The following is a 25,305-nucleotide window of genomic DNA, read 5'->3' as shown; positions in this document are numbered from 1 at the left end:
CGATTTCGCATCGTTTCCTTCTTAACACCAGGTATTTCGGGTATGCTTCCGCCAACTGTTTTGACTGAATTGACGATGAAACAAGCTGAAGTAGATCAAAAACTGAACCGCACCGCCTTCGCCGACGGCCCGCGCCTGCTGGCCGACATCGGCGCGACGCATGCCCGCTTCGCCTTGCAGACCGCCCCCGGCGAGTTCCGCGCGGTGCGCGTGCTCAAGTGCGACGACTACACCGACATCGTGGCGATGCTGCGCTCCTATCTGTCGGATCATTCCGATATCACGCTGAACCACGCGGCGTTGGCGGTGGCCAATCCGGTCAGCGGCGACCACGTGCGCATGACCAACCGCGACTGGGAATTCTCCACCGACGAAGTGCGCCGCGCCCTGGGCCTGCACACGCTGCTGGTGGTGAACGACTTCACCGCGCTGGCGATGTCGCTGCCTGGCCTGAAGCCGGCCGACCTGATGCAGGTGGGCGGCGGCAAGCCGGCTTCCAATTCGGTCATCGGCGTGCTGGGGCCGGGTACCGGCCTGGGCGTGTCGGGCGTGATTCCGACCGTGGACGGTTTCGTCACGCTGGGTTCGGAAGGCGGTCACACCAACTTCGCGCCGGCCGACGAGCGCGAATATTCGATTTTGCAGTACGCCTGGCAGACCTGGTCGCACGTCTCGACCGAGCGCCTGATCTCCGGTCCCGGCATGGAGATCATCTACCGCGCCATCGCCAAGCGCAATGGACGCCAGGTGCGCGACCTGACCTCGCAGGAGATCATGGCTGGCGCGCTGACCGACAAAGACCCGCTGTGCCTGGAAGTGCTGGAATGCTTCTGCGCCATGCTGGGCGGCGCCACCGCCAACCTGGCCGTGACCCTGGGCGCCTTCGGCGGCATGTTCATCGGTGGCGGCATCGTGCCGCGTATGGGCGAGTGGTTCGCCTCGTCGCCGTTCCGCACGCGCTTCGAGGCCAAGGGCCGTTTCACCAGTTACTTGTCGGAGATTCCGACCTATGTGATCACCACGCCGAATCCAGCGTTCTACGGCGTGGCGACGATCTTGTCCGAGCACCTGCGCGGTCGCAGCGGCGCCAACACGCTGATGGAGCGCGTGCAGCACTTGCAGCACGAGCTGACGCCGGCCGAGCAGCGCGTGGCGCAGCTGGTGCTGGAGCAGCCACGCCTGGTGCTGAACGAGCCGATCGCCGACATCGCGCGCCTGGCCGAAGTGAGCCAGCCGACCGTGATCCGTTTCTGCCGTTCGCTGGGCTTCCTCGGCCTGGCCGACTTCAAATTGAAGTTCGCCAGCAGCCTGACCGGTGCGATTCCTGTGCGCCACAGCCAGGTGCGCGTCAGCGACAGCACGCACGACCTGAGCGCCAAGGTTATCGACAATACTGTTTCCGCGATTTTGAAATTCCGCGACCAGCTGGACGTGCGTTCGCTGGACAAGGCGATCGCGCTGGTGGCCAAGGCCAAGCGGGTCGAGTTCTACGCGATGGGCAATTCGCGCGTGGTGGCGCTGGATGGACAGCACAAGTTCTTCCGCTTCCGCATTCCGACGTCGGCGTATGGCGATTCGCATCTGCTGACCTTGGCGGCCGAGTTGTTGAATCCGGGTGACGTGGTGATTGCCATCTCCAATTCCGGCAAGCTGCCGGATCTGCTGGCGGCGGTCGATGCGGCGCGCGCGGCGGGGGCGGACGTCATCGCTATCACGTCGAGCAATTCGCCGCTGGCCAAGAAAGCCAGCGTATGCCTGGCGGTCGACCACAGCGAAGACAGCACGACCTTCCTGTCGATGATCTCGCGCATCCTGCAACTGCTGCTGATCGACATCCTGTCGGTGGGCATCTCGCTGGACACGCAGAACTCGCGCCTGGTGGTCGAGCACAAGACCGCCAGCGGCGGAGACGACAACCGCCGCCTGCTGATCTCCCACCTCGATAGCTAAAACCCAAAACCCCGGACGTAGTGCTGCACCGCGTGCAGCATGAACGTCGCCAGCTCGGGGTGGAGCTTGTCGAAGTTGGCTTTGAAGCGGGCGTCTTCGGAGTAGGTTGCGGCCAGGCTGGTCAGCTGCTCCACCTGCGGCACCCAGAAATATTCCAGATGATCGCGCCAGCGCTGCACGATCGCCTGCACCGCCGCGCTGTCCGCTCCCTGCGGCATGGCCGCGACCATATCGGTATAAACCGTATTCCCTTCCGCCATGATGGCATCCTGCTTGGCCTTGCTGTAGGCGCCCCATTGCTTGGTGGACGCCCTTACCGTGGCGGCGTCGTAACGCTGTTCCGCTTCCTCGGCATACGCCTGTTGCTGCGGCTTGTTCAAGCCGGAAAATAAACCTTCGCTGCTCATGATCTGCTTCCCTTGTAGGTGGAGGATGGTGTTGTCCACAGTCGCGATCAGTCCTTGCAGCCGCTTGGCCTGATTGCGCAACGCTTCCTTGTGACTGAGCAGGGCGGCCATGACGTCGAAATCGTCACGCTCCATCAGCTTGCGGATCTCCGCCAACGGCACGTCCAGTTCCCGGTAGAACAGGATCTGCTGCAGCCTCAACTGCGCCGCCTCGCCGTAATAGCGATAACCGTTGTCGCCGACGCGCGTAGGCTTCAACAACCCAATCTCGTCGTAGTAGTGCAGGGTCCGGGTAGTGACGCCGGTCAGCTTGGAAAGTTGTTTTACTGTGAGCATGAGGGCAGCTTGAACTCTGACGTGGCGTGAAGGTCAAGCGTAAATTATATAAAAAAAGTCCTTGAACTCTTTCGTAAACAAGTTAAGATATATCTCAATAAGTTATATCTTAACTTGTTATATCGTAAGGAGTTCAAAATGTTTAGATTTTTACATCACCAACACCGCCATCACGCTATGCATGGCGACCACCACCACCATCGCGGTGGTGGCGGCGGCGGTCGTGGGCGCGGGCCGAAGATGTTCGACGCCGGCGCCATGCGCTATGTCGTGCTGCACCTGATCGCTGACAAACCGCGTCACGGCTACGAGATCATCAAGGAGCTCGAACAGCTATCCGGCGGCGGCTACACGCCCAGCCCCGGCGCCATCTACCCGCTGCTGTCCCTGCTGCTCGATATGGGGCATGTCTCGGCCACGACCGAAGGCAACAAGAAGCTGCACACCATCACGCCCGAAGGCCTGGCTTTCCTGGCCGAGAACCGCCACTTCGTCGACGTCATCCTGGCGCGCCTGAACGAGCCGTCCGAGGGCCGCGTCGACCTGCGCATGATGATGCATGAGCTGAAGGCCGCCGTGATCGACAAAGCCCACGGCCCCGGCGCCAGCGACGAACGTGCCGCACAGATCCGCGCCATCCTGCAACGCGCGGTCAGCGAAGTGAAGCAGCTGGACTAATCCCAACGGACCTGAGCAATCAAATGACAACAATAACCCTACCACTGCCGCCGGCGCGCGAGCGCATCGTGCTCTGGCTCCTGGCGCTGACCCAGTTCACCGTCATCATGGACTTCATGGTGATGATGCCGCTGGCGCCGCAACTGATGCGCGCCTTCTCCATCGAGCCGGCCGCCGTGTCCGGCGCGGTGTCGGCCTACGCCTGGTGCGCCGGCCTGTCCGGCCTGCTGGCCTCCATGTATATCGACCGCTTCGACCGCAAGCGCTTGCTGCTGGCGATGTTCGCGCTGTTCACCTTGTCGAACCTGGCCTGCGCGTTGGCGCCGACCTTCCACGTGCTGGTGCTGTCGCGCGCCTTTGCCGGCCTGACCGGCGGCGTGCTGGCCTCGATCATCATGGCCATCATCGGCGACCTGATCCCGGCCGAGCGCCGCGGCGCCGCCACCGGCATCGTGATGACCTCGTTCAGCCTGGCCGCCGTGGCCGGCGTGCCGACCGGCGTGATGCTGGCCGCGCACTTCGGCTGGGCCTCGCCGTTCTATCTGCTGGTGGTGTTTTCGTTGCTGATCTGGTTTGCCGCCTGGCGCGTGCTGCCGTCGCTCAACGGCCATCTGACGCGCCGCGTGCCGCTGTCGGAGGTGCTGCCCAATCTGGTCGGCCTGTACCGCGTGCGCGGCCATCTGAAGGCCTTCCTGCTGTCGGGCGTGAACATGTTGACGGGCATGCTGGTGATCCCCTTCATCTCGCCGGTGCTGGTGGAGAATATCGGCGTGCAGCCGGCGGAGATCACCTTTGTGTACCTGGCCGGCGGCGTGGCCACGCTGTTCAGCGCGCGCAGGATAGGCAAATGGTCGGACCGCATCGGCGCCCAGCGGGTGTACCGCTACATCGCGCTGTTATCGATCCTGCCGATCATGTTCATGACGCACATGCCGGTGATCCCGCTGGTGGCGGTGATCCTGTTCTTCCCGTTCTTCATGATGGCTCTGTCGGGCCGCAACATCCCGATGCAGGCCTTGATGACGACGGTGCCGGAACCGGCCAAGCGCGGCGCCTTCCTCAGCTCCAACTCGGCGATCCAGCAATTGGGCAGCGGCGTGGGCGCGCTGTTGGGAGGCTTGATGCTGCATACCGATGCGGCCGGCCATATCGTCGGCTACGGCCTGAACGGCTGGATCGCTTCCGGGCTGACCTTGTTCTCGGTGTTGTGGATAGGGCAGGTGGGCGCAGCCGCCAAGGCCGCGCCGGTGGCGCAAGCTAAGGTCGCTTAGCCGTCGATGCTGGTGCGCTTGGCGGGGTGTTTTTCACGGCGCCAGCGCGCCAGGCTGATGACTTCGTCGGTGCTGGCGTCTTCCACCAGGATTTCCTCGTCGCTCGACGACACCAGGAAGCTCTCCCAGCGCTGCGCCGCATCGCTGCTGTTTTCCACAAAGCTGAACTGCCAGTAGCTCTTGCCGTTCAGCTTGCGCGGGGTCGGGTCGTACTCGATCAGGGCTCCGTGCGATTTTCCGCCCGAATTCTTCTCCACGATGGCCGACCAGGCTTGCAGTTCCGGCAGCGCCATCAGCGCCGCTGCGGCCTGTTCCTTGCTGCGCACATGCTGGACTTCGGCCGAGGCCGACGGCGCCACATTGGCGGCCGCGCGCGGCGCTGCCGTCGCGCTGGCGGATGCCGAGGCCGACGCCGAACCGCTGGCGCTGGCCGGCAACCTGGCCGGGGCCGGCAAGACCTGCGATTCGGCCGACGTCATGTTGGCGAAATAGACACCCCCGCCCAGCAGCAAAACACCGGCGACGGCGCCTGCAATGAAGAGATTTCGGGTGGACGGGGTGCGAGATTCCATAAACGGGGATGCCTGGATTGTTGGTTGCGGTCATACTAAACCAAAGGCATCCAAGGGGCAACTTTTACCGGCCTGAACAGGCCTACGCTATACCATTTTGATATTACTCCCGCGAGATAATTCATTGGAGGCGGGACGGTCTTTTTCGTACCATGGCGGCAGCGTCGTAAAAGGGACCGCATAGTGGACAAAAATATACTGGGCATAGACTGGGGCACAAGCAACCGTCGCGCCTATCTGATCGATCAACACGGCGCCTGCCTGGCCGAACACGAGGATGACCAGGGCATGCTGGCGGTCGGCGGACGCGAGCGCTTCGGCGACTCGCTGGCCGGCCTGCTCGACGCCATGGGCATAGGCGCCGACGTGCCGGTGATCATGTCCGGCATGGTCGGCAGCGCCTCCGGCTGGCAGGAAGTCAATTACCTCGACAGCACCGTGCCCTTGCAGCGCCTGCCGCAACACCTGGCGCCGGTGACCGACGCCGACTGGGCCGGCCGCTGCCGCATCGTTCCCGGCTATTGCTATCGTAACGGCGCCGCCGTCGACGTCATGCGCGGCGAGGAAACCCAGCTGCTGGGCGCGGTGGCGCTCGGTCATCGCGACGGCTGGCTGGTGCTGCCCGGCACCCACAGCAAATGGGTGCTGCTGCGCGACGGCGTGATCCAGTCGCTGTCCACCTACATGACCGGCGAGCTATACGCCATGCTGTCGGCGCGCGGCACCTTGTCGTCCATGATGGGCGGCGACGCCACGAATGCCGAGGGCTACGCCATCGGCCTGAACCAGGCCGCCCTGAACGAGCCATTGTCGAATACCTTGTTCCGCGTGCGCGCCGGCGTGGTCTCGCGCAGCGCGCCGCAAGCGCAGGCGCCGGCCGTGGTCAGCGGCCTGCTGATCGGCGCCGAGTTTGCCGCCGCCACCCGCGCGCAGGCCGAGGTGGGCGGGGCGGCCGGCATCACCGTCATCGGCTCGACGGCGCTGGCCGCCCGCTATGCCGTGGCCGCCGGCCACTTCGGCTTGCAGTGCGACGTGCTCGATCCGCATCGCGTGTACTGCGCCGCGATTTCCCAATTTAATCACCAGGCTTGAACATGACTCCATCCCACCCAACCGTTCCTTTGGTCGCCATCCTGCGCGGCCTGAATCCTGCGGAGGCGGTCGCGGTCGGCAAGGTGCTGCACCAGGCCGGCTTCCGCGCGCTGGAAGTGCCGCTCAACCGTCCCGGCGCCATCGACTGCATCGCCGCGCTGGTCCAGGAACAGCTGCCGGATACGCTGGTCGGCGGCGGCACCATGCTCAACGTCGAGCACGTCGAGGCCGTGTATGAAGCGGGCGGACGCCTGCTGGTGTCGCCGAACTGCAATCCGGCTGTGATCCGCCGCGCGGCCGACCTGGGCATGTATTGCGCGCCCGGCGTCGCCACGCCGACCGAGGCGTTCGCCGCGCTGGACGCCGGCGCCCATGCGCTGAAACTGTTCCCGGCCGATATGGTTGGCCACAACGGCCTGAAGGCGTTCAACAGCGTCGTGCCCGCCGGCACGCCGATGTGGCCGGTCGGCGGCATCACGCCGGACAATATGGAAGGCTGGGTGCGCGCCGGCGCCACCGGCTTCGGCATCGGTGGCCAGTTATACACGCCGGGCGTCGGTCTGGATGAACTGGGCCAGCGGGCAGCGGCCTATGTGAGCAAGTGGCGCGCTTTGACCGCTTAAGCCTTATGATGGCGGATTCGACACTCGGAGTGAAACTGATGAGCAAGCATGACGTGCAATGTATCTGGGAAGCCGGCGCTGAACTGGGCGAAGGTCCGCTGTGGGTGGCGGAGCAAAATCGCCTGTATTTCGTCGACCTGAAAAACCGGATGCTGCACGCGCTGGATGCCGGCAACGGCCAGCGCCACAGCTGGACCATGCCCGACTACATCTGCTGGCTGGTCGCGCGCCGCGACGGCGACGGTTTCATGGCCGGCCTGCGTGACGGCATCGCCCGCGTGTGGCTGGAGCCGGAATTGCGCATCGAATACCTGGCGCGTCCGTTCGCGGCCGGCAGCGCCGAGCGCATGAACGACGCCAAGGTCGACAGCGCCGGCCGCCTGTGGGCCGGTTCCATGCACAACACCGATTACGAGCAGACCATCGGCCGGCTGTTCCGGCTCGACACCGACCTGTCGCTGACGGTGGCCGATCAGGACTATCACATCTGCAACGGCCCGGCCTTCAGCCTGGACGGCGCCACCATGTACCACACCGACAGCTTTGAAGGTCGCACCTACACCTATCCGCTGGCGGCCGACGGCACGCTGGGCGAGCGCCGCCTGTGGCGCCAGTTCGGCGACGGCGAAGGTTCGCCGGACGGCATGACGGTCGACAGCGAAGGCTGCGTCTGGATCGCGCAGTGGGGCGGCGCCCGCGTCTGCCGCTACTCGGCCGATGGCGCGCTGCTGGACACCATCCATGTGCCGGCCCTCCATCCCGCCTCGTGCACCTTCGGCGGCGCCGACCTGAAAACGCTCTACATCACCACCGCCTGCGAGGGCAATACGCCGGAGCAGTTGCAGGAGTTCCCGCTGACCGGCGGCCTGTTCGCCGTGCGCCTGGACGTGGCCGGCGTGCCGGCCGCGCGCTTCGGCTAGCCGCAGCACTCATCGTCATCGGTTTTTTTCAGATGCCGCGCGACGCGGCAGGGGGAGGTGCGCACACGTGGTCGGCAGTGAGTGTCATTCAAACTATAAAAAACTGGAGACAAGACTATGAAGCTTAAGCATTTGCTGTTCGCATTCTGCGGCCTGGCGTTCAGCCTGGGCGCGCAGTGCGCCACCTTCGCCAACGGCGCCGATGTCGGCTGGGTCAGCCAGCAGGAGTCCAGCGGCTATTCGTTCTACAACAGCAGCGGCGTCAAGACCGATCCGTTTGTGCTGCTGAAGAACTTGCAGGTGAATTCGATCCGGCTGCGCGTGTGGGTCAATCCCAGCGGCGGCTGGAACAACGGCGCCGACGTGCTGTACAAAGCCAAGCGCGCCGCCGCGCAAGGCCAGCGCATCCTGATCGACTTCCACTACAGCGACGGCTGGGCCGATCCCGGCCAGCAGACCAAGCCCGCCGCCTGGGCCAGCCACACGCTGGCGCAGCTCAACAACGACGTCTACAGCCACACGCAGGGCATCCTCAGCTACCTGAAGACCAATGGCATCACAGTCGAGTGGGTACAGGTTGGCAATGAGATCAACAGCGGCATGCTGTGGCCGGAAGGGAAGACCACCAGCTTCGCCAACCTGGCCGGGCTGATCAACAGCGGCTACAACGCCACCAAGGCCGTCTATCCTGACGCCAAGGTGATCCTGCACCTGGCCAACGGCTACGACAACGCGGTGTTCCGCTGGTTCTTCGACGGCGTGAAGACTGCGGGCGCGAAATGGGACGTGATCGGCATGTCGCACTATCCGCCGGCGTCGGACTGGGCCAACTACAACAACAAGATCTCGACCAATATGTGGGACATGGTGTCGCGCTACGCCAAGCCGGTGATGGTGACGGAAGTGGGCCTGGACTGGACCCAGGCCGCCACCAGCAAAGCCATGCTGGCCGACCTGCTGACCAAGACCAAGGCGCTGGGCTCGAACGGGCTGGGCGTGTTCTACTGGGAGCCACAGGCGTATCCTGGCTGGCAGGGCTATACGATGGGCGCGCTCGATGCGAGCGGCAAGTTCTCCATCGCGCTTGATCCGTTTTAAGCGATGAGGGCAGGGAGGGGCGGGCTCCTCCCTGTTAAAATCCGGGATTCGTTTTCTATGGTCCCATCATGCAGAAGCCAGTCATCCGTTATTTACACCTCACCCCGGACAGCGATCTTCCCGTGCTGGAAGGCTTGTCGCATTTCAAAGCCGTGCTGGTCGTCGAGGCCGACGTGGCGGAGATGACGATGTGGGAAACCAGCCGCTGGCTGGTGGCGTCCGGCTGCGCGCTGGCGCTCGCGTGGGGCAAGGAGTGCGAGGCCTGGCGCGAAGCGATTGAAGACGCCAGCCTGGAAGCGGTCAACTATGAAGACGTTCCGGACGAACAGCTGTTGATCACCACCGCGCACGAGGACGAAGAGCTGAGCGAAGCGTTCTGGTTCGCCCGGCACCGCGCCGCGCATCCCGCACACGAACTGCGCGAAACGCTGATCCTGCACATCGCCGACCATCCCCGCCGCGAGGAACTGGAAGCGGAGTACCGCGACGCCTAGCCTGCCTATTGCTTGACCAGCTCGACCCGGCGATTCTTCTCGCGTCCGGCATCGGCATCGTTCGACGCCGCCGGCGCATACGAGGCCACGCCCTTGGCGCTCAGCCGCTTGGCGTCGACCTTGTAGTCCGCCGCCAGCACCTTGATCACCGACTCCGCCCGTTTCTGCGACAGCTCCAGGTTGTGCGCCAGCGCGCCCTGGCTGTCCGTATGGCCGACCACGTACAGCTTCAGCTTGGCATCCTGCTGCAACAGCTTGGCCATCTCGGTCAGCGCGGCCTTGGATTCCGGCTTGACGTCGGTCTTGTCGGTGTCGAAGAAGACGCCGTACACCGCCACCTTGCCATCGGCCGCGATGCCCTTGGCCATGTCCGCCGCGTTCAGGTTGACCGATACCTTGCCGCCCTCCATCGCCTTGGCTTCGACGATTTCGACGTAGATGCCGCCGTTCTGGTCCTGCACCGGCGCCACCGAGTAGACGGCCACATGCACCAGCGAGCCGTCGGGGCGGGTGCCCTTGGCCAGCAGGTAGCGTTCGTCGTCGCGGCCGTAGTTGAACGGCGACCAATACTCCGAGCTGCCCTGGATGAAATTATTGCCGACGCGGTTTTCGAGGAAGAACTCGCCGAAGCCCGTGCCGCAGTTTTCCTTGGCGCAGGCGAACACGGTTTTCAGGCCAGCCTTGTCCAGCGCCGCCTGGTAGTTGCGCATCACTTCCAGCGCCGAGCGTTCGCGCGGGTAGTCATAGGCGATGCGGGTGTATTTGCCTTCCAGGTGCAGCGTGCTGTCGAACGCCATCTTGCCGCCCTTGTTCTCGACGCGTTTGCCGGCCAGCAGGGTCACTTCGTCGAATTCCTTGAGGCCGTAGCCGACCATCTTCGCGCCTTCAAAGCGCGACAGCAGCGGATGGTCTTTGGCGCCCTTGACGGTGTCCTGCGGCGGCATTTCGGCCTGCGCCAGTCCGGCGCACAGCAGCAAGGGAAGAAAACGATAGGCGCGCATGTCAGTCCAGTTCGAAAGAGTGAAGGAAGGTCGATTGTAAGGATAGTTTGTTTTTTCATCAATCTTTCCGGTTCAATCGTGCGGTTATCCGTGACAATTGGTGTATTTTCTATATTTATTAAATGATATTCTTTCTGACTGACATACACTTCTGCGAGATCTCATGGATAAACTCAAAGCAATCACGCTGCTGCTGGCATTGGGCATGGGCGGCTGTGGCGGCGGTGGCGGGCTACTCGATTACCGCTATACGCCACACACCTCGGCGACCATCGCGGGCGATACGTATGGCCTGGCGCCCAACAACACTGTGCTGCTGGCAAATAACGGCACTGAAATCATCGCAGTGACAGGGAATAATCATTTCCAGTTCGCCAATCCGGTGGCATCGAACGCCCCGTATAACGTCACCTTGCTCGGTAACCCGAACGGCCGGGCGTGCACCGTCGCGAACGGCACGGGCACGATTTTGCCGGACGCGGTCGATATCCGCTCTGTTACGGTGATGTGCAATGTCGCTGCGGTCGCAATGCAGACCTACAAGGTGGGCGTGACGGTGTCTGGACTGGCTACAGGCGGCACCGTCAGTTTCGTCGATGCCCAAGGCAACAATCTGAGTGCCAACAACAATGGCTTGAGCGTGTTCGCGCAGAGCTATTCGCCGCTGGTCGTTCCGGGCGCCAGTTACAAGGTGACGGTAGCGAACAATCCGGCAGGCCAGACCTGCACGCTGACCAACAACGAGGGCACCAATAGCAACGGCCCCGGCTTTGTAGATTTCATCAACGTGACCGCGGTCTGCAAATAAAAAAAAGCCAGCTTCCGAAGAAGCTGGCTTTTCTGTACAGCGAGGCTTATGCCGGCAATTACATCATGCCGTCCATGCCGCCCATGCCGCCCATACCACCCATGCCGCCCATGCCGCCACCAGCTTTGTCGTCGCTGACTTCAGCGATCATGCAGTCGGTGGTCAGCATCAGGCCAGCGATCGATGCTGCGTTCTGCAGTGCCGAGCGGGTGACTTTAGCTGGATCCAGAACGCCCATTTCAACCATGTCGCCGTAGGTGCCGTTGGCAGCGTTGTAACCGTAGTTACCTTTGCCAGCCAGAACCGCTGCAACCACCACCGAAGCTTCTTCGCCGGCGTTTTGCACGATCATGCGCAGTGGCTCTTCCATGGCGCGCAGAACGATCTTGATACCTGCGTCCTGGTCCGGGTTGTCGCCTTTGACGGTGATCGAAGCGCGGGCGCGCAGCAGGGCTACGCCGCCGCCTGGCACGATGCCTTCTTCCACGGCAGCGCGGGTAGCGTGCAGTGCATCTTCAACGCGGGCTTTTTTCTCTTTCATTTCAACTTCGGTGGCTGCACCGACTTTGATCACGGCAACGCCGCCGGCCAGCTTGGCCACGCGTTCTTGCAGTTTTTCACGGTCGTAGTCCGAGGTCGCTTCTTCGATCTGCACGCGGATCTGCTTGACGCGGCCTTCGATGCTTTCAGCTTGGCCAGCACCGTCGATGATGATGGTGTTTTCCTTGCCGATTTCGATGCGCTTGGCCTGGCCCAGCTCTTCCAGCGAGATTTTTTCCAGGGTCATGCCGACTTCTTCAGCAACCACTTGACCGCCGGTCAGGATCGCGATGTCTTCCAGCATGGCCTTGCGACGGTCGCCGAAGCCTGGGGCTTTGACTGCGCAGGTTTTCAGGATGCCACGGATGTTGTTCACAACCAGGGTCGCCAGTGCTTCGCCTTCGATGTCTTCAGCGATGATCAGCAGTGGACGGCCGGCTTTAGCGACTTGTTCCAGTACCGGCAGCAGATCGCGGATGTTCGAGATTTTCTTGTCGCACAGCAGGACGAATGGATTGTCCAGGATCGCGACTTGCTTCTCTTGGTTGTTGATGAAGTATGGCGACAGGTAGCCGCGGTCGAACTGCATACCTTCAACGATGTCCAGCTCGTCGTTCAGCGACTTGCCGTCTTCCACGGTGATGACGCCTTCTTTGCCGACTTTTGCCATCGCTTCAGCGATGCGGTCGCCGATCGACGAATCCGAGTTGGCGGAGATCGAACCAACCTGGGCGATTTCCTTGGTGGTGGTGCATGGACGGGCGATGATGGCGATCTGCTCGACGGTGGCAGCAACTGCCTTGTCGATGCCGCGCTTCAGGTCCATCGGGTTCATGCCGGCGGCAACGAACTTCATGCCTTCGCGCACGATGGCTTGTGCCAGCACGGTCGCGGTGGTGGTGCCGTCGCCGGCGTTGTCGCTGGTGCGGGAAGCAACTTCCTTGACCATTTGCGCGCCCATGTTCTGCAGCTTGTCTTTCAGCTCGACTTCTTTAGCGACCGATACGCCGTCCTTGGTGACGGTAGGTGCGCCGAACGAACGTTCCAGCACCACGTTACGGCCTTTAGGGCCCAGCGTGACTTTAACTGCGTTGGCCAGGATGTTGACGCCTTCAACCATTTTGGCGCGCGCTGCGTCGCCGAAAATTACTTCTTTAGCTGCCATGTTGTTTCTCCAGAATTAGGTGATTAGTGCAAACGTGCGTGTCAATTACTTGACGACGATTGCCATGATGTCTTCTTCGCGCATGACCATCAGTTCCTGACCGTCGACTTTGACGGTTTGGCCGGCGTATTTGCCGAACAGGACGCGGTCGCCTACTTTGACATCCAGCGGACGGACTTTGCCATCTTCCAGAATCTTGCCATTGCCGACGGCGAGTACTTCGCCTTGATCCGGTTTTTCAGCAGCCGCATCAGGGATGATCAGGCCGGACGCAGTTTTGGTTTCCTGGTCGAGGCGTTTGACGATTACGCGATCGTTCAAAGGGCGAAGGTTCATACAAAACTCCTTAAATTAACAATGGTACAGTTTGTTGCCACACCAATAAGGTTGCTGCGGCGGAAAGTTTGGCAGAGAGCGCTGTTAGCACTCCCTTGGAACGAGTGCCAATTATAGGGACGACCCTGCCGTATTTCAAGACGCAAGGTTGGTGTGTGCGCAAATAAGCGCAAAAATGATGCAGATATGTGCCTTTATGAGAACGTTTACTTATTTGGTATATAAGTTGACAATGTCTATACAAGCTCCTACTATTGGCTTGCTGCAAAAGGAGACTGTAAGTATTTCAATAATCTTTTAAGGATATGGAAATGGCAGATCAAAAAGAGGCAAAACTGTTCGCATTCAAACTGGCTGCGAAACAGGAACAAGCAAGCAAGCCTGCAGAACAATGGAAAGTCCGCGACGGCGTCGCCGTGGCCGGCTGCACCGGTCCGGTCGACTTTGAGAACTACCGCGAATACGACAACATCTATCATCGGAACGACAAAGGCATGTACTGCTAAGTACTCGCCTGTCAACGAAAGCCTTGCTGCGTTAGCAAGGCTTTTTTGTTTTTCGCCCAGTCGCGGAGTACTCGATGACCAAGACAATTTTGATTGTCACCAACAGCCAGGATTTGCACGCCGACCTGGTCGCCGCCCGGCTCGAGGCCGGCAAACACCCGCTGTTCCGGCTGGACCTGGACCACTTTCCGCGCGATTTCCAGACCTGTCAATGGCACGCCGACGGCGTGCTGCACAACCGGATACGCCGCCGTGGCGACGAGCCCTGGCTCGACCTGGCCGAGGTCGGCGCGGTGTGGATACGCAAGCCGGCCGAATTTACCTTCCTCAGCGACGAGCTGGCGCCGCAGGAACTGGCCTACGCCAAACTGGAGGCCGAACACGCGCTGTTCAGTCTGCTCTACACGCTGGACTGCTACTGGATCGGCCACCCGCTGGCGCTGCGCGGCGCGCAGTGGAAGGGCGAACAGCTCAAGCGCGCCGCCAGCATGGGCTTTGCTGTGCCGGCTTCGCTCATCACCAATGCGCCGGAACAGGTGGTCGCGTTCCACGATGGCATCGCCGGCGACATGATCTTCAAGTCGCTGTCGGACCCGATGCTGGGCGGCGAGCAGCTGGCGCCGGAACAACGCAGCGCCGGCGCGCTGCGCACCACCATCGTCGATGACGACATGATGCGCAGCGTCGAGGCGGTCGGCCAGTTGCACTGCCACTTCCAGCAATACATTCCCAAGCAATACGAACTGCGGGTGACGGTGATCGGCGAGCGCGTGTTCGCCGCCAAAATCCATAGCCAGGACGATGCCCGCACCGCCGTCGATTCGCGCGACATGTCGGCGCCGATCCGCTATGAAGCGACCAGCCTGCCCGCCGAGCTGCAGCGGCGCTGCGTGGCCTTCGTCCGCAGCTACGACCTGAACTACGGCGCACTGGACCTGATCGTCACGCCCGACGACGAAGTGGTGTTCCTTGAAAATAACCCGGCCGGCCAGTTCCTGTATGTTGAGCAGTTGATACCGGAATTCAGGATGATCGACGCCATGGCCGACACGCTGGCGGAGGGCGCGCAATGGCACTAGACCACACCGCACTGGTTCGCCATATCACGGAGCTGGAGGCGATGCGTGGCAGCCGCGTGCTGGTGCTGGCCGCCTCCCACCTGGAGATGGAACTGCTGCCGGCGCTGTACGAACGGTGCGGCGAACGGCCCCGCGCAAAGCGGCTGGACGTGGTGCTGCACGGCCGCGGCGGTGCGATCCACGCCGCGCGCCGCATCGCGCTGCTGCTGCGCGCGCAGGCCGAGCACCTGTCGTTCATCGTGCCGTATCACTGCGAGTCGGCGGCGACCTTGCTGACCCTGTGCGGCGACGAGATCATCGCCGGCGACCTGGCGCTGTTCTCGCCGATCGATCCGCAACTGACGGGCGCCGACGGCTCGGCGTTTTCCGGCCTCGATATCCAGCGTTTCGGCGACATGGCGGAGCAATGGTTTGGCGTGCCGGCGGACGAGGCGCGCCAGCAGTCGCTGGCGCTGCTGTGCGGCAGCGTGTTCCCCGCCAGCCTGGGTGCCTTCTACCGCACCACGCTGGAGCAGCAGCAGATCGCCGAGGAGCTGCTGGCCTGGCAGTTGCCGGACCAGGATGCGGCCTTCCGCCGCCAGCTGGTCGGCAAGCTGATCTCGGGCTACCACTCGCACCACTACGCGATCACGCGCGAGGAGATGGCGGCGCTGGGGCTGCGCGTGCGCAGCGACGCGGCGGCCGAACTGCAGGCGTGGCAGATCTCCCGGCTGCTGCAGGGCCACATCGGCGGCGCCCAGCGCGCCAGCGAAGACCAGCCATGGTGCGACGCCTTGCTGGCCACGCGCGACGGCGTTAGCGAGCGCCACAAACATCCCGGTGGGCTGGCGCCGTCGTGGCAATCCACGAGGTACCCGCGATGACGGCCGACCAGTTCATCGGCGAGATCGTGCGCTACTTCCTCGCCATGCTGATGCTGGCCGCCGCCGCGGCCAAGCTGCGCGGCTACGCCGGCTTCCGCGGCAACCTGAGCACCCTGTTCGGCATGGGGCCGGCGCTGCGCGCGCTGGTGGCGCCGGCGGTTCCGGCCGCCGAGCTGCTGGTGGCCGCGCTGCTGATCGGCGGCCTGGCGCGCGCCGGCATGCTGGCCGCGCTGGCGATGCTGTGCGTGTTCACGGCGCTGGTCGGCTACAAATTCATCACGCAGAGCGTGGTGCGCTGCAGCTGCTTCGGCGAGTCGGAGCGGTCGCTGTCCGGCCTGGACCTGCTGCGCAACGGGCTGGTGATCCTGGCCACCGTCGCCGGCCTGATGCTGCCGTCCGGACTGGCGCTGCCGCAGCCCGCCGCGCTGCTGGCGGCGTCGCTGGCCTTGCTGGCCTGCGTGATCGCCGTCCACTTCCATGAAATCGTCCACTTATTGAGCGCCAGCGATGGATAGCCAGATACTCTACTTCACCCTGGCGCTGCTGGCCTGCGGCCTCGCGCTCAACCTCAAGCTGACGCTGGCCGTGCTGCAGACCAGCCGGCGCGAGCGCGATGCGCCGGAACCGCTGCAAGCCGGCGCGCCGATCCCGCAAGTCGTGGCGCGCGCGCTGCGCGGCGGCGCCACGCACCGGCTGGGCGACAGCGGCCAGGCGGCGGCGCTGCTGTTCTTGTCGAGCAAATGCCCGAAGTGCCGCGCGAAGCTGGCCGAGATCGGCCGCATGCTGCCGCAGGCGGAACAGGCCGGGCTGGCGATCTGGATCGTCAGTCATGAACCGGGCTGGCGCCTGCGCCAGTTCCTTGGCGACGCCTTCCCCTTGTCGCGCGTGCTGCGGGTCACGCTGCGCGACTACCGGGCCTTGAACGCCACGCTTGCCTCGCCGGCCTACCTGATGGTCGACCACCAGGGCGTGCTGGAGGCTGCCGGCATGATCGGCGACGACAACTGGCGGGGCCTGCGCGACCAGCTGGCCGACAGCGTGCCGGCCGAGGCGGAGGTGACGTCGTGAACTTCCAGCCCCATCTCGAACGTTTGCGCCTGCTGTATCCGGTGCGCCGCCAGGTCGCCGCGGCGGTATTCTTCATGGCGCTGGGCGTGGGCGTGCAGCTGCTGCTGCCCAAGGGCATCGCCTACTTCATCGACCACGTCAACGAACTGAATCTGGCGTCGATCTCCTGGCCGGTGGTGGGGCTGGGGCTGGGCTGGATCGCGGTGCAGGTGGTGGCATCGACGCTGCGCTATTACTATTTCGAACGGAGCGGACATCTGATCATCAACGGTATCCGCCGGCGGCTGTTCGACGTGCTGATCAACCAGCCGGTGTCCTTCTTCGACCGCCACCATGTGGGCGAGATCTCCAGCCGCCTCAGTTCGGACGTGCAGTCGCTGCACCAGGCGCTGGCGATGGGCGGCGCCAATGCGCTGCAATCATTGTGCATGTTCGGCGGCGGCGTGACGATGCTGTTGACTATCTCGCCGGCGCTCAGCCTGATGCTGCTGGTGCTCGTGCCGGCCAACCTATATTTCGGCAAGGTGTCGGGCGCGAATTACCGCGACTATGCCAAGCTGGTACAAACCAGCATGGCCGACAGCAACCGCGTGGCGCAGGAACAATTTACCCACGTGCGGCTGGTCCACGCCTACAACCAGCAGGCCGGCGCGTCGGCCAGCTATGCGGAGGCCAGTCGCCGCCTGTTGGAAGTGGCGCTGGCCGGCGTCCGGCTGCAGTCGGCGTTTCGCGGCGGCCTGTCGGTGCTCGATTACGGCGCCTTGCTCGCCTCGCTGGTGCTGGGCGCCTGGCTCATCGGCCGGCACGCGTTGTCGGTGGGCGACCTGATGGCCTTCGTGATTTACTCCACCATGGTGACGCAGGCCGCCGCCGCGCTGAGCGAATTCTGGAACATGTGGATGCGCAGCATGGGCGCGACGGAAAGGATCTTCGAGATCATGCGCACGCACCAGCCGCCGGCGGCGTCGCGTCCACAGGCGCCGCCGTCCGGCCAGCTCGGTTTTGAAGACGTGGTGTTCAGCTACCCCGAGCGGCCCGGTGTGCGGGCGCTCGACCGCGTCGGCTTCGTCATCGCGGCCGGCGAGAAGGTGGCCCTGGTGGGCGCTTCCGGCGCCGGCAAGTCCACCATCGCCGCGTTGGTGCTGGGGCATTACCAGCCGCTGGGCGGTCGCCTGATGTTCGACGGCGTCGCCGCCAGCGAGCTGGACCTGGCCGCCGTCCGTCGCGGCATCGCCGTGGTGGAACAGGAGCCGTCGCTGTTTTCGGGCAGCATCGCCCACAACATCGCCTTCGCCGTACCGGAGCGGCAGGTGTCGCTGGCCGAGGTGATGGCGGCGGCAAAGCTGGCCCATGCGCATGAGTTCATCCAATCCTTCCCGCAAGGCTACGATACCCTGGTCGGCGAGCACGGCGTGCAGCTGTCCGGCGGGCAGAAGCAGCGGATCGCGATCGCGCGCGCGCTGTTGCGCGATCCGGGCATCCTGATCCTCGATGAGGCGACCAGCGCGCTGGACGCCGCCAGCGAGCTGCAGGTCCAGGGCGCGCTCGACCGGCTGATGGAGGGCCGCACCACCATCATCATCGCCCACCGCTTTTCCACCATTGCCAAGGCCGATCGCATCCTGGTGATGGACCAGGGGCGGGTGGTGCAGCAGGGCAGCCACGAGCAGCTGGCGCGGCAGCAGGACGGCGCGTATTTCAAGCTGGTCAAGGATCAGATGCTTGCGCTCAGGCCGGAAGCGCCGCTGCCGGCTTGACGGTGTACGCCGCGTGGACTCAGGCCGCGGGCAGCGTCAGCCGGAAGCGCACCTGGCCAGGCTCCGCCTCGGCCAGCGCCAGGCTGCCGCCGTGGGCCATGGCGATGTCGCGCGCCAGCGACAAGCCCAGCCCGACGCCCGGCACCCGGCGCTGGTGGGCCTGGTCGGCCCGGTAGAAGCGGTCGAACAGCCGGTGCCGGTGTTCGGCGGCGATGCCGTTCGATGCATTGCCGACGTCGATGCGCCACTGCTCGCCCTTGCGGCGGGCCGACAGCGCAATCCAGCCGCCCGGCAAGCCATATTTGATGGCATTGCTGACCAGGTTTTGCAACACCTGGCACAGCAGCTCGGCGTCGCCGCGCACGGCGATGCGGTCCGGCAGGTCCAGGCGCAGCGGGCGTTCGGCATCGAGCAGGCCGATGTCCTCGGCCAGTTCATCCAGGGTCGGCCGCAGGTCGAGCGGGCACATGGGAATGGCCAGCTGGCCGGCATCGGCCCGCGCCAGCAACAGCAGCTTGCGCACGATGCTGTCCAGCCGCCTTACCTCATCGAGCATATTGGCCAGGCCCTGTTCCAGCACAGGATCGGCCCCGGCTTGGGCGAAGCTGCGTTCCAGCTCGCCCTGGAGGATGGTCAGCGGCGTCCTCAGCTCATGGGCGGCGTCGCCGGAAAAGCGCGCCGCCTGCAGGAAGCTGCGCTGCAGGCGGTCCAGCATGGCATTGAACACGCTGACCATCTGGGCGAATTCCAGGTCTTCCTCGGCGGCCGAGACGCGCTGGTCCAGCTCGCTCGCGTTGAGCCGCACCATGACGCCGGTCAGGTGCTCCACCGGCCGCATCGCCCTTCCGGCCAGATACCAGGCCAGCGCGCCCATGGCCACGGCCAGCACCACGATGGCGGCCGCGAAGCGGAGCAGGCTGGCGCGCACCTGGGCGTCGGACAGGCTGCGGTTGACCGCCACCCAGATCGTGACGGAGCCATACGCGGCCTGGCCGATGCGCCAGCTCTGGCCGGCGCCCGCCACGGTGTGCAGGCCCGGGCCGGAGGGCAGGCTGGCGTTGCCGAACACGCGTTGCCACGCCGGGCTGCGGTATTGCGGGCCGCGGCCGGCGTCCTCCACCAGCAGCAGCGCATAGGCTTCGGCGCTGCCGCCGGCCGGCGCGAAGCCGCTGAAGCTGGCGTTGAGCTGGGCGTCCGTGGCTGGCCACAGCGCTTGCGGCGTGGCCTGGAAACCGGGACCGGCCAGGTGGGCCGACAGCATGCGGTCGATGATGTCGGCGCGGCGGTGGACGATGGTGTAGCTGGCCATGGCGTACAACAAGATGATCGCGGCCAGCGCGGTGAGGGTGGAGCCGAGGGCGATGCGCAGCCGGAACGAGCGCAGGCGCGGCCAGCGCGCCCTCACGCCGGCGCGTCCGGCTTGCGCAGCCGGTAGCCGACGCCGCGCACGGCCTCGATGGCCACGCTGTCGGGCAATTCCAGCTTCTTGCGCAGGCGCTGGATGCAAACGTCCACCATATTGGTCTGCGGCTCGAAATCGTAGCCCCACACGTGTTCCAGGATCTGGGTGCGGGTGTACACCCGGCCCGGCGAGCGCATCAGGTACTCCAAGAGGTTGATTTCGCGCGCGGTCAGCTCGACGGCGCGGCCGTCCACCTCGGCCACCCGGCTCAGGCGATCCAGCCGCAGCGGGCCCAGGGTCAGCACGTTCTGCCGTTCGCCGCTCACGCGCCGCAGCAGGGCGTGGATGCGCGCCACCAGCTCCTCCACATAGAAGGGCTTGGCCAGGTAGTCGTCGGCGCCCAGGTTGAGGGCGGTCAGGCGGTCGTCCAGTTCGTTGCGGGCGGTCAGCAGGATGACCGGCGCGTTGCGCCCCTCGCGCCGCATGGCCTTGAGGATGGACAGGCCGTCGCGGCCCGGCACCATCACGTCCAGCAAGACCACGTCGTAGTCGCGGGCCAGCGCGTAATCATAGCCAAGGTTGCCATCTTCGCAATGATCGACCAGGAAGCCGTGCTCACGCAGGCCGGTGCATACAAAACTGGCAATTCGTTGTTCATCTTCTACTAAAAGCGCTTTCATGGCGGCATTGTCGGGCTTGGCCCGGCCGCCGTCAATCCTGGCCTTTGATTACAACTTTGTAATCGTTCTGTTTGCCATCCTGTCATTTCCCCTTGATTTAATGCAAGCGTACCAAACCATAACAAGGGGTAGAGATGAGTATCGGCAGCTGGTTAAAGAAACACGTAGTGAAGCCCATCGTCAGCGTGGTCGACAAGGTCGGCGACACCATCAAGGACATTGGCGGCGACCTGAACGGCATCGGCGACGCGTTCGACACGGTGGGTAACGACATCGCGGCGGCGGCCAAGAAAATCAGCGAACTGGGCTACACCAAGAAAAGCCTGGGCAACGGCGACAACAATTACACGGCCAGCTCGCTGGGCGCCAACATCATCCACGGCGACGGCGGCAACGACACCATCACCGTCAACGCCGGCGCCTACAACAACCTGTACGGCGACGACGGCAACGACACCATCATCGTGCGCGTGGGCGGCTACAACCGCATCGACGGCGGCAACGGCGACGACACCATCCGCGTCGACGTCGGCATCTACAACAAGATCAGCGGCGGCGCCGGCAACGACACGGTGACCGTGGCGGCCGGCGCGGCGGCCGACGTCGACCTGGGCGACGGCAACAACAGCCTGTCGATCAACAGCGCCTACAACGAGATCACCGGCGGCAACGGCAACGACCGCGTGACGGCCAACGGCGGCTGGAACAAGATCGACGTCGACGGCGGCGACAACACCATCACCGCCAACGGCGGCGCCAACACCATCAGCACCGACGGCGGCAACGACAACATCACCGTCAACGGCGGCTCCAACACGGTCAACGCGGGCGATGGCTGGAACGTCATCAGCGCCGGCGGCGCGTCCAACGTCATCAACACCGGCAAGGACGCCGACGTGGTCACGGCCGACGGCGCCAGCAACGTCATCAACACCGGCGGCGGCGACGACCGCATCACCGTCAAGGCGGCCAGCAACGTGATCGACGCCGGCGAGGGCACCAACACGGTGACCGCCGACGGCGGCAACAACCACATCACGGCCGGCGGCGGCGACGACACCATCAAGGCCAACGGCGGCGCCAACGAAGTCAAGGCAGGCAACGGCAACAACAACGTTACGGTGAACGGCGCGGCCAATGTGGTGACCACCGGCGCCGGGGCGGACACGGTCACCGCCGCCGGCGGCGCCAACGTCATCAGCACCGGCGCCGGCAACGACAAGGTGCAGGCCGTGGGCGGCGCCAACGTCATCAACGCCGGCGGCGGCAACGACCTGGTGGTCGCGCTGGGCGGCGCCAACGGCGTCACCGCCAGCGACGGCAAGGACAACATCGTCGCCGGCGGCGGCGCCAACGTGGTGATCGACGACGGCGGCGGCAGCAACATCGTCATGGGCGGCCTGCTCAACATCGCCTACACCGGCGGCGCCGGCAACAAGGTGGCGGCGCTGGGCGACAGCAACGCACTGGTCAGCAACCAGGGCGGCAACACCGACGTGGCGGTGGGCGTGAACAACGTGCTGCTGGCCAACGGCAGCGGCAACACGCTGGTGGGCGTGGGCGGCGCCAACCTGGTGGCCACCACCGTGGGCGGCGACACCGTGGTCGCGCTGGGCGGCGCCAACGTGGTGCTGACCGAACTGGGCGGCATGGTCAAGGCCGCCACCGGCGGACTGGCCAAGGTCTTGACCGACGCCGTGCCGGGCAAGGCGGCCGCCACCGCCATCAACAACGCCAGCGCCAAGCTGGCTGCCGCTATCAACAGCGGCGCCGGCAACGATACCGTGGTGGCCGTGGGCGGCAACAACGTCATCTACACCGGCGCCGGCAAGGACGTGGTGACGGCGGCCGGCGGCAACAACATCGTGCTGGCCAACGGCGGCGACAACGTCACCACCGCGCTGGGCGGCAACAACATCGTGGTCAACACGGCCGGCAACAACGTGGTGACGGCGGCCGGCTCGGTCAACGTCATCGTGACCGGCCTGGGCGACGGCCTGGCCGACGTCACCGCCAAGCTGGGCAGCGCGGCCGGCGGCGCCACCAAGGCCGTGGCGTCCTTCATCGGCAGCAACGTGGCCCATGGCGACGGCAACGACGTGGTCAGCGCCATCGGCTCCACCAACGTGATCTACACCGGCGGCGGCAACGACACGGTGACCGGCATCGGCGCCAACAACGTGGTGTGGAGCGGCAGCGGCAACGACACGGTCACCGTGTTCGGCGCGCGCAACGTGGTGTGGGGCGACGCCGGCGCGGACACGGTCACGGCCGTCGGCGCCAACAACCTGCTGGCCACCGGCAACTACGCGGAAACCGCCGCGACCGCCGTCGGCCTGGTCGACTCCATCGCCGCCGGCGTGGCCGCCACCGACCTGGTGGCCAAGGCCGGCCTGTCGGGCCTGGCCTCCAACCAGAGCGGGCATGATGTGATGACCGCGTTCGGCAAGAACAACGTGCTGATCGGCGGCAGCGCCGACACCGTGGCCACCGCGCTGGGCGTGAACAACCTGGTGGCGACCGGCGCCGGCAACGACGTGGTCAGCGCCATCGGCAGCAAGTCCGGCATCGTCACCGGCGCCGGCAACGACGTCGTCACCGTGGTCGGCACCTACAACGTGGTGTCGGCCGGCGAGGGCAACAACGTGGTGACCGCGCTGGGCAAGGGCAACCTGATCGAAGGCGGCAGCGGCGACGACGTGCTGACCGCGCTGGCCTTCGGCACGGCGGCCAAAGCCGTCAACGTCAACGGCAACCTGATCGTGGCCGGCGACGGCAACAACGTGGAAACCGTGGTCGGCAAGGACAACGGCGTGATCGGCGGCAGCGGCAAGGACACGCTGGTGATGGTCAGCTACGGCGGCGGCAACACCAGCACCACCACCAACGAAGCCGAAGGCAGCAACCAGACCACCACCAGCACCACCAAGGGCAGCACCCAGCTCAACGTCGCCTGGACCGGCGCCGGCAACGACACGGCCGTGGTGTACGGCGAGCACAACGTGGTGCTGGCCGACTCGGGCGACGACTTCCTGGTCGTGCTCAACGGTGGCAGCAAGCTGAGCTACTCCAGCACGACCACCGAAGCGGTGGAAGGCTCGGACAAGGCGCAGACCACCAGCTCGACCAAGGTCAGCCTCGACACCGGCATGAACTTCGTGCACGCCGGCGACGGCAACGACACCCTGATCCTGGCCGGCACCACCACCATCGGCATGGGCGGCAACGGCAACGACCTGATCGTCTCGTCCGGCCAGAACAACATCGCCCTGGGCGGCGCCGGCAACGACACCATCATCGGCCTGGCCGAGATCACCGTGTTCAACGCCGCCGAAGCCATCGTCGAAAACGACTACGAGTCGGCCGGCGACTGGGTCGGCGCGGCGATGAACGCCAACTTCATCCGCTCGCAATACGGCGCGCTGGCCAAGGGCGACTTGGGCAAGCTCAACCTGGTGGGCAATGTGATCATGGGCGGCGACGGCGACGACACCATCTTCGCCACCAATGCCGGCAGCTATGTCGGCGGCGGCAACGGCAACGACACCATGATGGGCCTGGGCTGGGGCGTGATCGATCACCTGCTGGTGGGCAAGGCCAACGCGCTGAACGCGGCCTGGAACGATGCGGGCAAGGGCTTCGACGCTATCACCAAGTATTTGAACAGCACTTTCTCGGACGAGATCAGCAAGGGATGGGCCGGCGTGGCCGACAGCATCAAGGCCGAGCTGGCCAAGGCTACCGCCAGCGGTGGCAAGCTGGCCGACGGCCTCAACACGGTCGGCAACGATGCGCTGGCCGGCATCGCCAGCACCACCGGCCTGTCCACTTCCGGCATCGACGTCGCCACACCGCTCAAGTCCGCGCTGGACGGCGGCAAGAGCGGCCTGACCACGGCGGTGAACGGCATCAGCAGCGGCGTCAACTACGTGGCCGACGCCGATGTCGGCACGGCCCTGGCCGACGCCACCGACTGGATGGGCAGCGCGCTGAAGACGGCCTCCAACGCCAGCGGCGACGGCGTGAACTGGCTGGGCAAGTACCTGGGCATCGACCTGCACCTGAGCGACTTCCACGGCGCCGACTTCTTCATCGCCAGCATGCTGGCCTATACGCTGGGCTACAAGTACGCGGGCAACAACCGCCTGTTCGGCGGCGCCGGCGACGACACCCTGTACAGCGGCATGGGCAACGACGCCCTGTACGGCGGCACGGGCAAGGACACGTATGTGATGTCCATGGGCGACGGCAAGGATACGGTGCACGAAGTGGCCGGTGGCAACGACATCCTCAAGTTCACCGGCAACAAGCTGTTCAGCAGCGTCACCATCGCCGCCGATCACGTCAAGGCCAATATCGACGGTTCCGACCTGGTCATCAACTATGTCGACGGCGGCAAGTCCTACGCGCAGTTCACGGTGGCCGACTATGCCAAGGTCAACGTTACCGAGCTGGACCTGGTCGATGCCAGCGGCAAGCAGGTGGCCGCGATCAGCATCGCCGATCTGGTGGCGCATGCGGATCAGGGCAGCAGCCCGTACGAGATGGCGGCCACGTGGACGGTGGACCGCATGCACGCCTTTGCCGATTTGCTGACCGCTTCCATCACGGGTGGCAGCGCAGACGTGCAGTTGGTGGGCGTAGCCAGCTAACCCCAGT

The 25,305-nt window shown here is 64.7% G+C and carries 23 protein-coding genes; 16 read left to right on the top strand and 7 right to left on the bottom strand.

The window, feature by feature from the left end; all coding sequences use genetic code 11:
• The first annotated feature begins 75 nt into the window (after positions 1–75).
• Positions 76–1,950, top strand: a complete 1,875-nt coding sequence (locus tag D0T21_RS15900) for a glucokinase (RefSeq protein ID WP_116990569.1) — start codon at positions 76–78, stop codon at positions 1,948–1,950.
• On the opposite strand, the gene D0T21_RS15895 is transcribed toward D0T21_RS15900, so the two are convergent.
• Entirely contained in the window at positions 1,947–2,693 is a 747-nt protein-coding gene (locus D0T21_RS15895; protein WP_116990568.1) for a MerR family transcriptional regulator, read from the bottom strand. The two genes, D0T21_RS15900 and D0T21_RS15895, sit on opposite strands and share 4 nt — an antisense overlap.
• Before the next feature lie 138 nt (positions 2,694–2,831).
• Here D0T21_RS15895 and D0T21_RS15890 point away from each other — a divergent pair, with 138 nt between their 5' ends.
• Both D0T21_RS15890 and D0T21_RS15885 read left to right on the top strand, forming a co-directional pair.
• On the top strand, positions 2,832–3,371 hold the full coding sequence (locus tag D0T21_RS15890) for a PadR family transcriptional regulator (protein WP_199538479.1): 540 nt from the start codon (positions 2,832–2,834) through the stop codon (positions 3,369–3,371).
• Between the two features lie 23 nt (positions 3,372–3,394).
• Positions 3,395–4,642, top strand: a complete 1,248-nt coding sequence (locus D0T21_RS15885) for an MFS transporter (RefSeq protein ID WP_116990566.1) — start codon at positions 3,395–3,397, stop codon at positions 4,640–4,642.
• Here D0T21_RS15885 and D0T21_RS32455 read toward each other — a convergent pair.
• Positions 4,639–5,214 (bottom strand): hypothetical protein, encoded by a 576-nt coding sequence (locus D0T21_RS32455; RefSeq protein WP_229211493.1) that lies wholly within the window; start codon positions 5,212–5,214, stop codon positions 4,639–4,641. The genes D0T21_RS15885 and D0T21_RS32455 overlap by 4 nt on opposite strands.
• 183 nt (positions 5,215–5,397) lie before the next feature.
• Here D0T21_RS32455 and D0T21_RS15875 point away from each other — a divergent pair, with 183 nt between their 5' ends.
• From D0T21_RS15875 to D0T21_RS15855, 5 genes are all read left to right on the top strand, one after another.
• Positions 5,398–6,306 carry a 2-dehydro-3-deoxygalactonokinase gene (locus tag D0T21_RS15875; RefSeq protein ID WP_116990565.1) on the top strand — a complete coding sequence of 303 codons (909 nt, stop codon included), beginning with the start codon at positions 5,398–5,400 and terminating at the stop codon, positions 6,304–6,306.
• Positions 6,307–6,308: 2 nt separating this feature from the next.
• Complete coding sequence (locus D0T21_RS15870) at positions 6,309–6,929, top strand: 2-dehydro-3-deoxy-6-phosphogalactonate aldolase (protein ID WP_116990564.1); 621 nt, start codon at positions 6,309–6,311, stop codon at positions 6,927–6,929.
• Between the two features lie 38 nt (positions 6,930–6,967).
• Positions 6,968–7,849, top strand: coding sequence for an SMP-30/gluconolactonase/LRE family protein (locus D0T21_RS15865; protein ID WP_116990563.1), 882 nt, complete (start codon positions 6,968–6,970; stop codon positions 7,847–7,849).
• Positions 7,850–7,966: 117 nt separating this feature from the next.
• Positions 7,967–8,947, top strand: coding sequence for a glycosyl hydrolase 53 family protein (locus D0T21_RS15860; protein WP_116990562.1), 981 nt, complete (start codon positions 7,967–7,969; stop codon positions 8,945–8,947).
• Between the two features lie 68 nt (positions 8,948–9,015).
• Positions 9,016–9,441, top strand: coding sequence for a hypothetical protein (locus D0T21_RS15855; protein WP_199538478.1), 426 nt, complete (start codon positions 9,016–9,018; stop codon positions 9,439–9,441).
• A 5-nt stretch (positions 9,442–9,446) separates the two neighbouring features.
• Here the strand turns inward: D0T21_RS15855 and D0T21_RS15850 are convergent, their stop codons facing one another.
• Positions 9,447–10,442 (bottom strand): OmpA family protein, encoded by a 996-nt coding sequence (locus tag D0T21_RS15850; protein ID WP_116990561.1) that lies wholly within the window; start codon positions 10,440–10,442, stop codon positions 9,447–9,449.
• Between the two features lie 163 nt (positions 10,443–10,605).
• Between D0T21_RS15850 and D0T21_RS15845 the strand changes: the two genes are divergently transcribed.
• Positions 10,606–11,250, top strand: coding sequence for a hypothetical protein (locus tag D0T21_RS15845; protein ID WP_116990560.1), 645 nt, complete (start codon positions 10,606–10,608; stop codon positions 11,248–11,250).
• A gap of 58 nt (positions 11,251–11,308) precedes the next feature.
• Here D0T21_RS15845 and groL read toward each other — a convergent pair whose 3' ends face one another.
• On the bottom strand, positions 11,309–12,955 hold the full coding sequence (gene groL, locus D0T21_RS15840; RefSeq protein ID WP_116990559.1) for a chaperonin GroEL: 1,647 nt from the start codon (positions 12,953–12,955) through the stop codon (positions 11,309–11,311).
• A gap of 45 nt (positions 12,956–13,000) precedes the next feature.
• Positions 13,001–13,291, bottom strand: coding sequence for a co-chaperone GroES (gene groES / locus D0T21_RS15835; RefSeq protein WP_008451606.1), 291 nt, complete (start codon positions 13,289–13,291; stop codon positions 13,001–13,003).
• A 311-nt stretch (positions 13,292–13,602) separates the two neighbouring features.
• On the opposite strand from groES, the gene D0T21_RS15830 reads away from it, so the two are divergent.
• The 6 genes from D0T21_RS15830 (at position 13,603) to D0T21_RS15805 (ending at position 18,564) form a co-directional block, all read left to right on the top strand.
• A complete protein-coding gene (locus tag D0T21_RS15830) occupies positions 13,603–13,797 on the top strand; it encodes a hypothetical protein (RefSeq protein ID WP_147328114.1) in 195 nt (64 codons plus the stop codon).
• A 74-nt stretch (positions 13,798–13,871) separates the two neighbouring features.
• Positions 13,872–14,876: a RimK family alpha-L-glutamate ligase gene (locus D0T21_RS15825; RefSeq protein WP_116990557.1), complete on the top strand. Its 1,005-nt coding sequence runs from the start codon at positions 13,872–13,874 to the stop codon at positions 14,874–14,876.
• Positions 14,867–15,739: a hypothetical protein gene (locus tag D0T21_RS15820; protein WP_116994428.1), complete on the top strand. Its 873-nt coding sequence runs from the start codon at positions 14,867–14,869 to the stop codon at positions 15,737–15,739. The genes D0T21_RS15825 and D0T21_RS15820 overlap by 10 nt, the downstream gene beginning before the upstream one ends.
• Positions 15,712–16,254: a MauE/DoxX family redox-associated membrane protein gene (locus tag D0T21_RS15815; protein ID WP_147328113.1), complete on the top strand. Its 543-nt coding sequence runs from the start codon at positions 15,712–15,714 to the stop codon at positions 16,252–16,254. Before D0T21_RS15820 ends, D0T21_RS15815 begins: the two co-directional genes overlap by 28 nt.
• Positions 16,247–16,807 (top strand): redoxin domain-containing protein, encoded by a 561-nt coding sequence (locus D0T21_RS15810; RefSeq protein ID WP_116994427.1) that lies wholly within the window; start codon positions 16,247–16,249, stop codon positions 16,805–16,807. The genes D0T21_RS15815 and D0T21_RS15810 overlap by 8 nt, the downstream gene beginning before the upstream one ends.
• Complete coding sequence (locus D0T21_RS15805) at positions 16,804–18,564, top strand: ABC transporter ATP-binding protein (RefSeq protein WP_229211492.1); 1,761 nt, start codon at positions 16,804–16,806, stop codon at positions 18,562–18,564. The genes D0T21_RS15810 and D0T21_RS15805 overlap by 4 nt, the downstream gene beginning before the upstream one ends.
• 19 nt (positions 18,565–18,583) lie before the next feature.
• On the opposite strand, the gene D0T21_RS15800 is transcribed toward D0T21_RS15805, so the two are convergent.
• Positions 18,584–19,969: an ATP-binding protein gene (locus tag D0T21_RS15800; RefSeq protein ID WP_116994426.1), complete on the bottom strand. Its 1,386-nt coding sequence runs from the start codon at positions 19,967–19,969 to the stop codon at positions 18,584–18,586.
• Positions 19,966–20,646, bottom strand: a complete 681-nt coding sequence (locus D0T21_RS15795) for a response regulator transcription factor (protein WP_116990552.1) — start codon at positions 20,644–20,646, stop codon at positions 19,966–19,968. Before D0T21_RS15795 ends, D0T21_RS15800 begins: the two co-directional genes overlap by 4 nt.
• A 167-nt stretch (positions 20,647–20,813) precedes the next feature.
• Here D0T21_RS15795 and D0T21_RS15790 point away from each other — a divergent pair, with 167 nt between their 5' ends.
• Positions 20,814–25,298: a serralysin-like metalloprotease gene (locus tag D0T21_RS15790; RefSeq protein ID WP_229211491.1), complete on the top strand. Its 4,485-nt coding sequence runs from the start codon at positions 20,814–20,816 to the stop codon at positions 25,296–25,298.
• Positions 25,299–25,305: the final 7 nt, after the last annotated feature.

This window comes from Duganella sp. BJB476 (assembly GCF_003416895.1).
Lineage (GTDB): Bacteria > Pseudomonadota > Gammaproteobacteria > Burkholderiales > Burkholderiaceae_D > Rugamonas.
The sequence above is the reverse complement of the archived record's forward strand: the minus strand, read 5'-3'. Positions and strand labels throughout refer to the sequence as shown.

Excerpts from the sequence above, each read along its gene's own strand:
- D0T21_RS15900 (WP_116990569.1), top strand. The coding sequence starts at position 76 with ATGAAACAAGCTGAAGTAGATCAAAAACTGAACCGCACCGCCTTCGCC.
- D0T21_RS15895 (WP_116990568.1), bottom strand. The coding sequence starts at position 2,693 with ATGCTCACAGTAAAACAACTTTCCAAGCTGACCGGCGTCACTACCCGG.
- D0T21_RS15890 (WP_199538479.1), top strand. The coding sequence starts at position 2,832 with ATGTTTAGATTTTTACATCACCAACACCGCCATCACGCTATGCATGGC.
- D0T21_RS15885 (WP_116990566.1), top strand. The coding sequence starts at position 3,395 with ATGACAACAATAACCCTACCACTGCCGCCGGCGCGCGAGCGCATCGTG.
- D0T21_RS32455 (WP_229211493.1), bottom strand. The coding sequence starts at position 5,214 with ATGGAATCTCGCACCCCGTCCACCCGAAATCTCTTCATTGCAGGCGCC.
- D0T21_RS15870 (WP_116990564.1), top strand. The coding sequence starts at position 6,309 with ATGACTCCATCCCACCCAACCGTTCCTTTGGTCGCCATCCTGCGCGGC.
- D0T21_RS15865 (WP_116990563.1), top strand. The coding sequence starts at position 6,968 with ATGAGCAAGCATGACGTGCAATGTATCTGGGAAGCCGGCGCTGAACTG.
- D0T21_RS15860 (WP_116990562.1), top strand. The coding sequence starts at position 7,967 with ATGAAGCTTAAGCATTTGCTGTTCGCATTCTGCGGCCTGGCGTTCAGC.
- D0T21_RS15855 (WP_199538478.1), top strand. The coding sequence starts at position 9,016 with ATGCAGAAGCCAGTCATCCGTTATTTACACCTCACCCCGGACAGCGAT.
- D0T21_RS15850 (WP_116990561.1), bottom strand. The coding sequence starts at position 10,442 with ATGCGCGCCTATCGTTTTCTTCCCTTGCTGCTGTGCGCCGGACTGGCG.
- D0T21_RS15845 (WP_116990560.1), top strand. The coding sequence starts at position 10,606 with ATGGATAAACTCAAAGCAATCACGCTGCTGCTGGCATTGGGCATGGGC.
- groL (WP_116990559.1), bottom strand. The coding sequence starts at position 12,955 with ATGGCAGCTAAAGAAGTAATTTTCGGCGACGCAGCGCGCGCCAAAATG.
- groES (WP_008451606.1), bottom strand. The coding sequence starts at position 13,291 with ATGAACCTTCGCCCTTTGAACGATCGCGTAATCGTCAAACGCCTCGAC.
- D0T21_RS15830 (WP_147328114.1), top strand. The coding sequence starts at position 13,603 with ATGGCAGATCAAAAAGAGGCAAAACTGTTCGCATTCAAACTGGCTGCG.
- D0T21_RS15825 (WP_116990557.1), top strand. The coding sequence starts at position 13,872 with ATGACCAAGACAATTTTGATTGTCACCAACAGCCAGGATTTGCACGCC.
- D0T21_RS15820 (WP_116994428.1), top strand. The coding sequence starts at position 14,867 with ATGGCACTAGACCACACCGCACTGGTTCGCCATATCACGGAGCTGGAG.
- D0T21_RS15810 (WP_116994427.1), top strand. The coding sequence starts at position 16,247 with ATGGATAGCCAGATACTCTACTTCACCCTGGCGCTGCTGGCCTGCGGC.
- D0T21_RS15795 (WP_116990552.1), bottom strand. The coding sequence starts at position 20,646 with ATGAAAGCGCTTTTAGTAGAAGATGAACAACGAATTGCCAGTTTTGTA.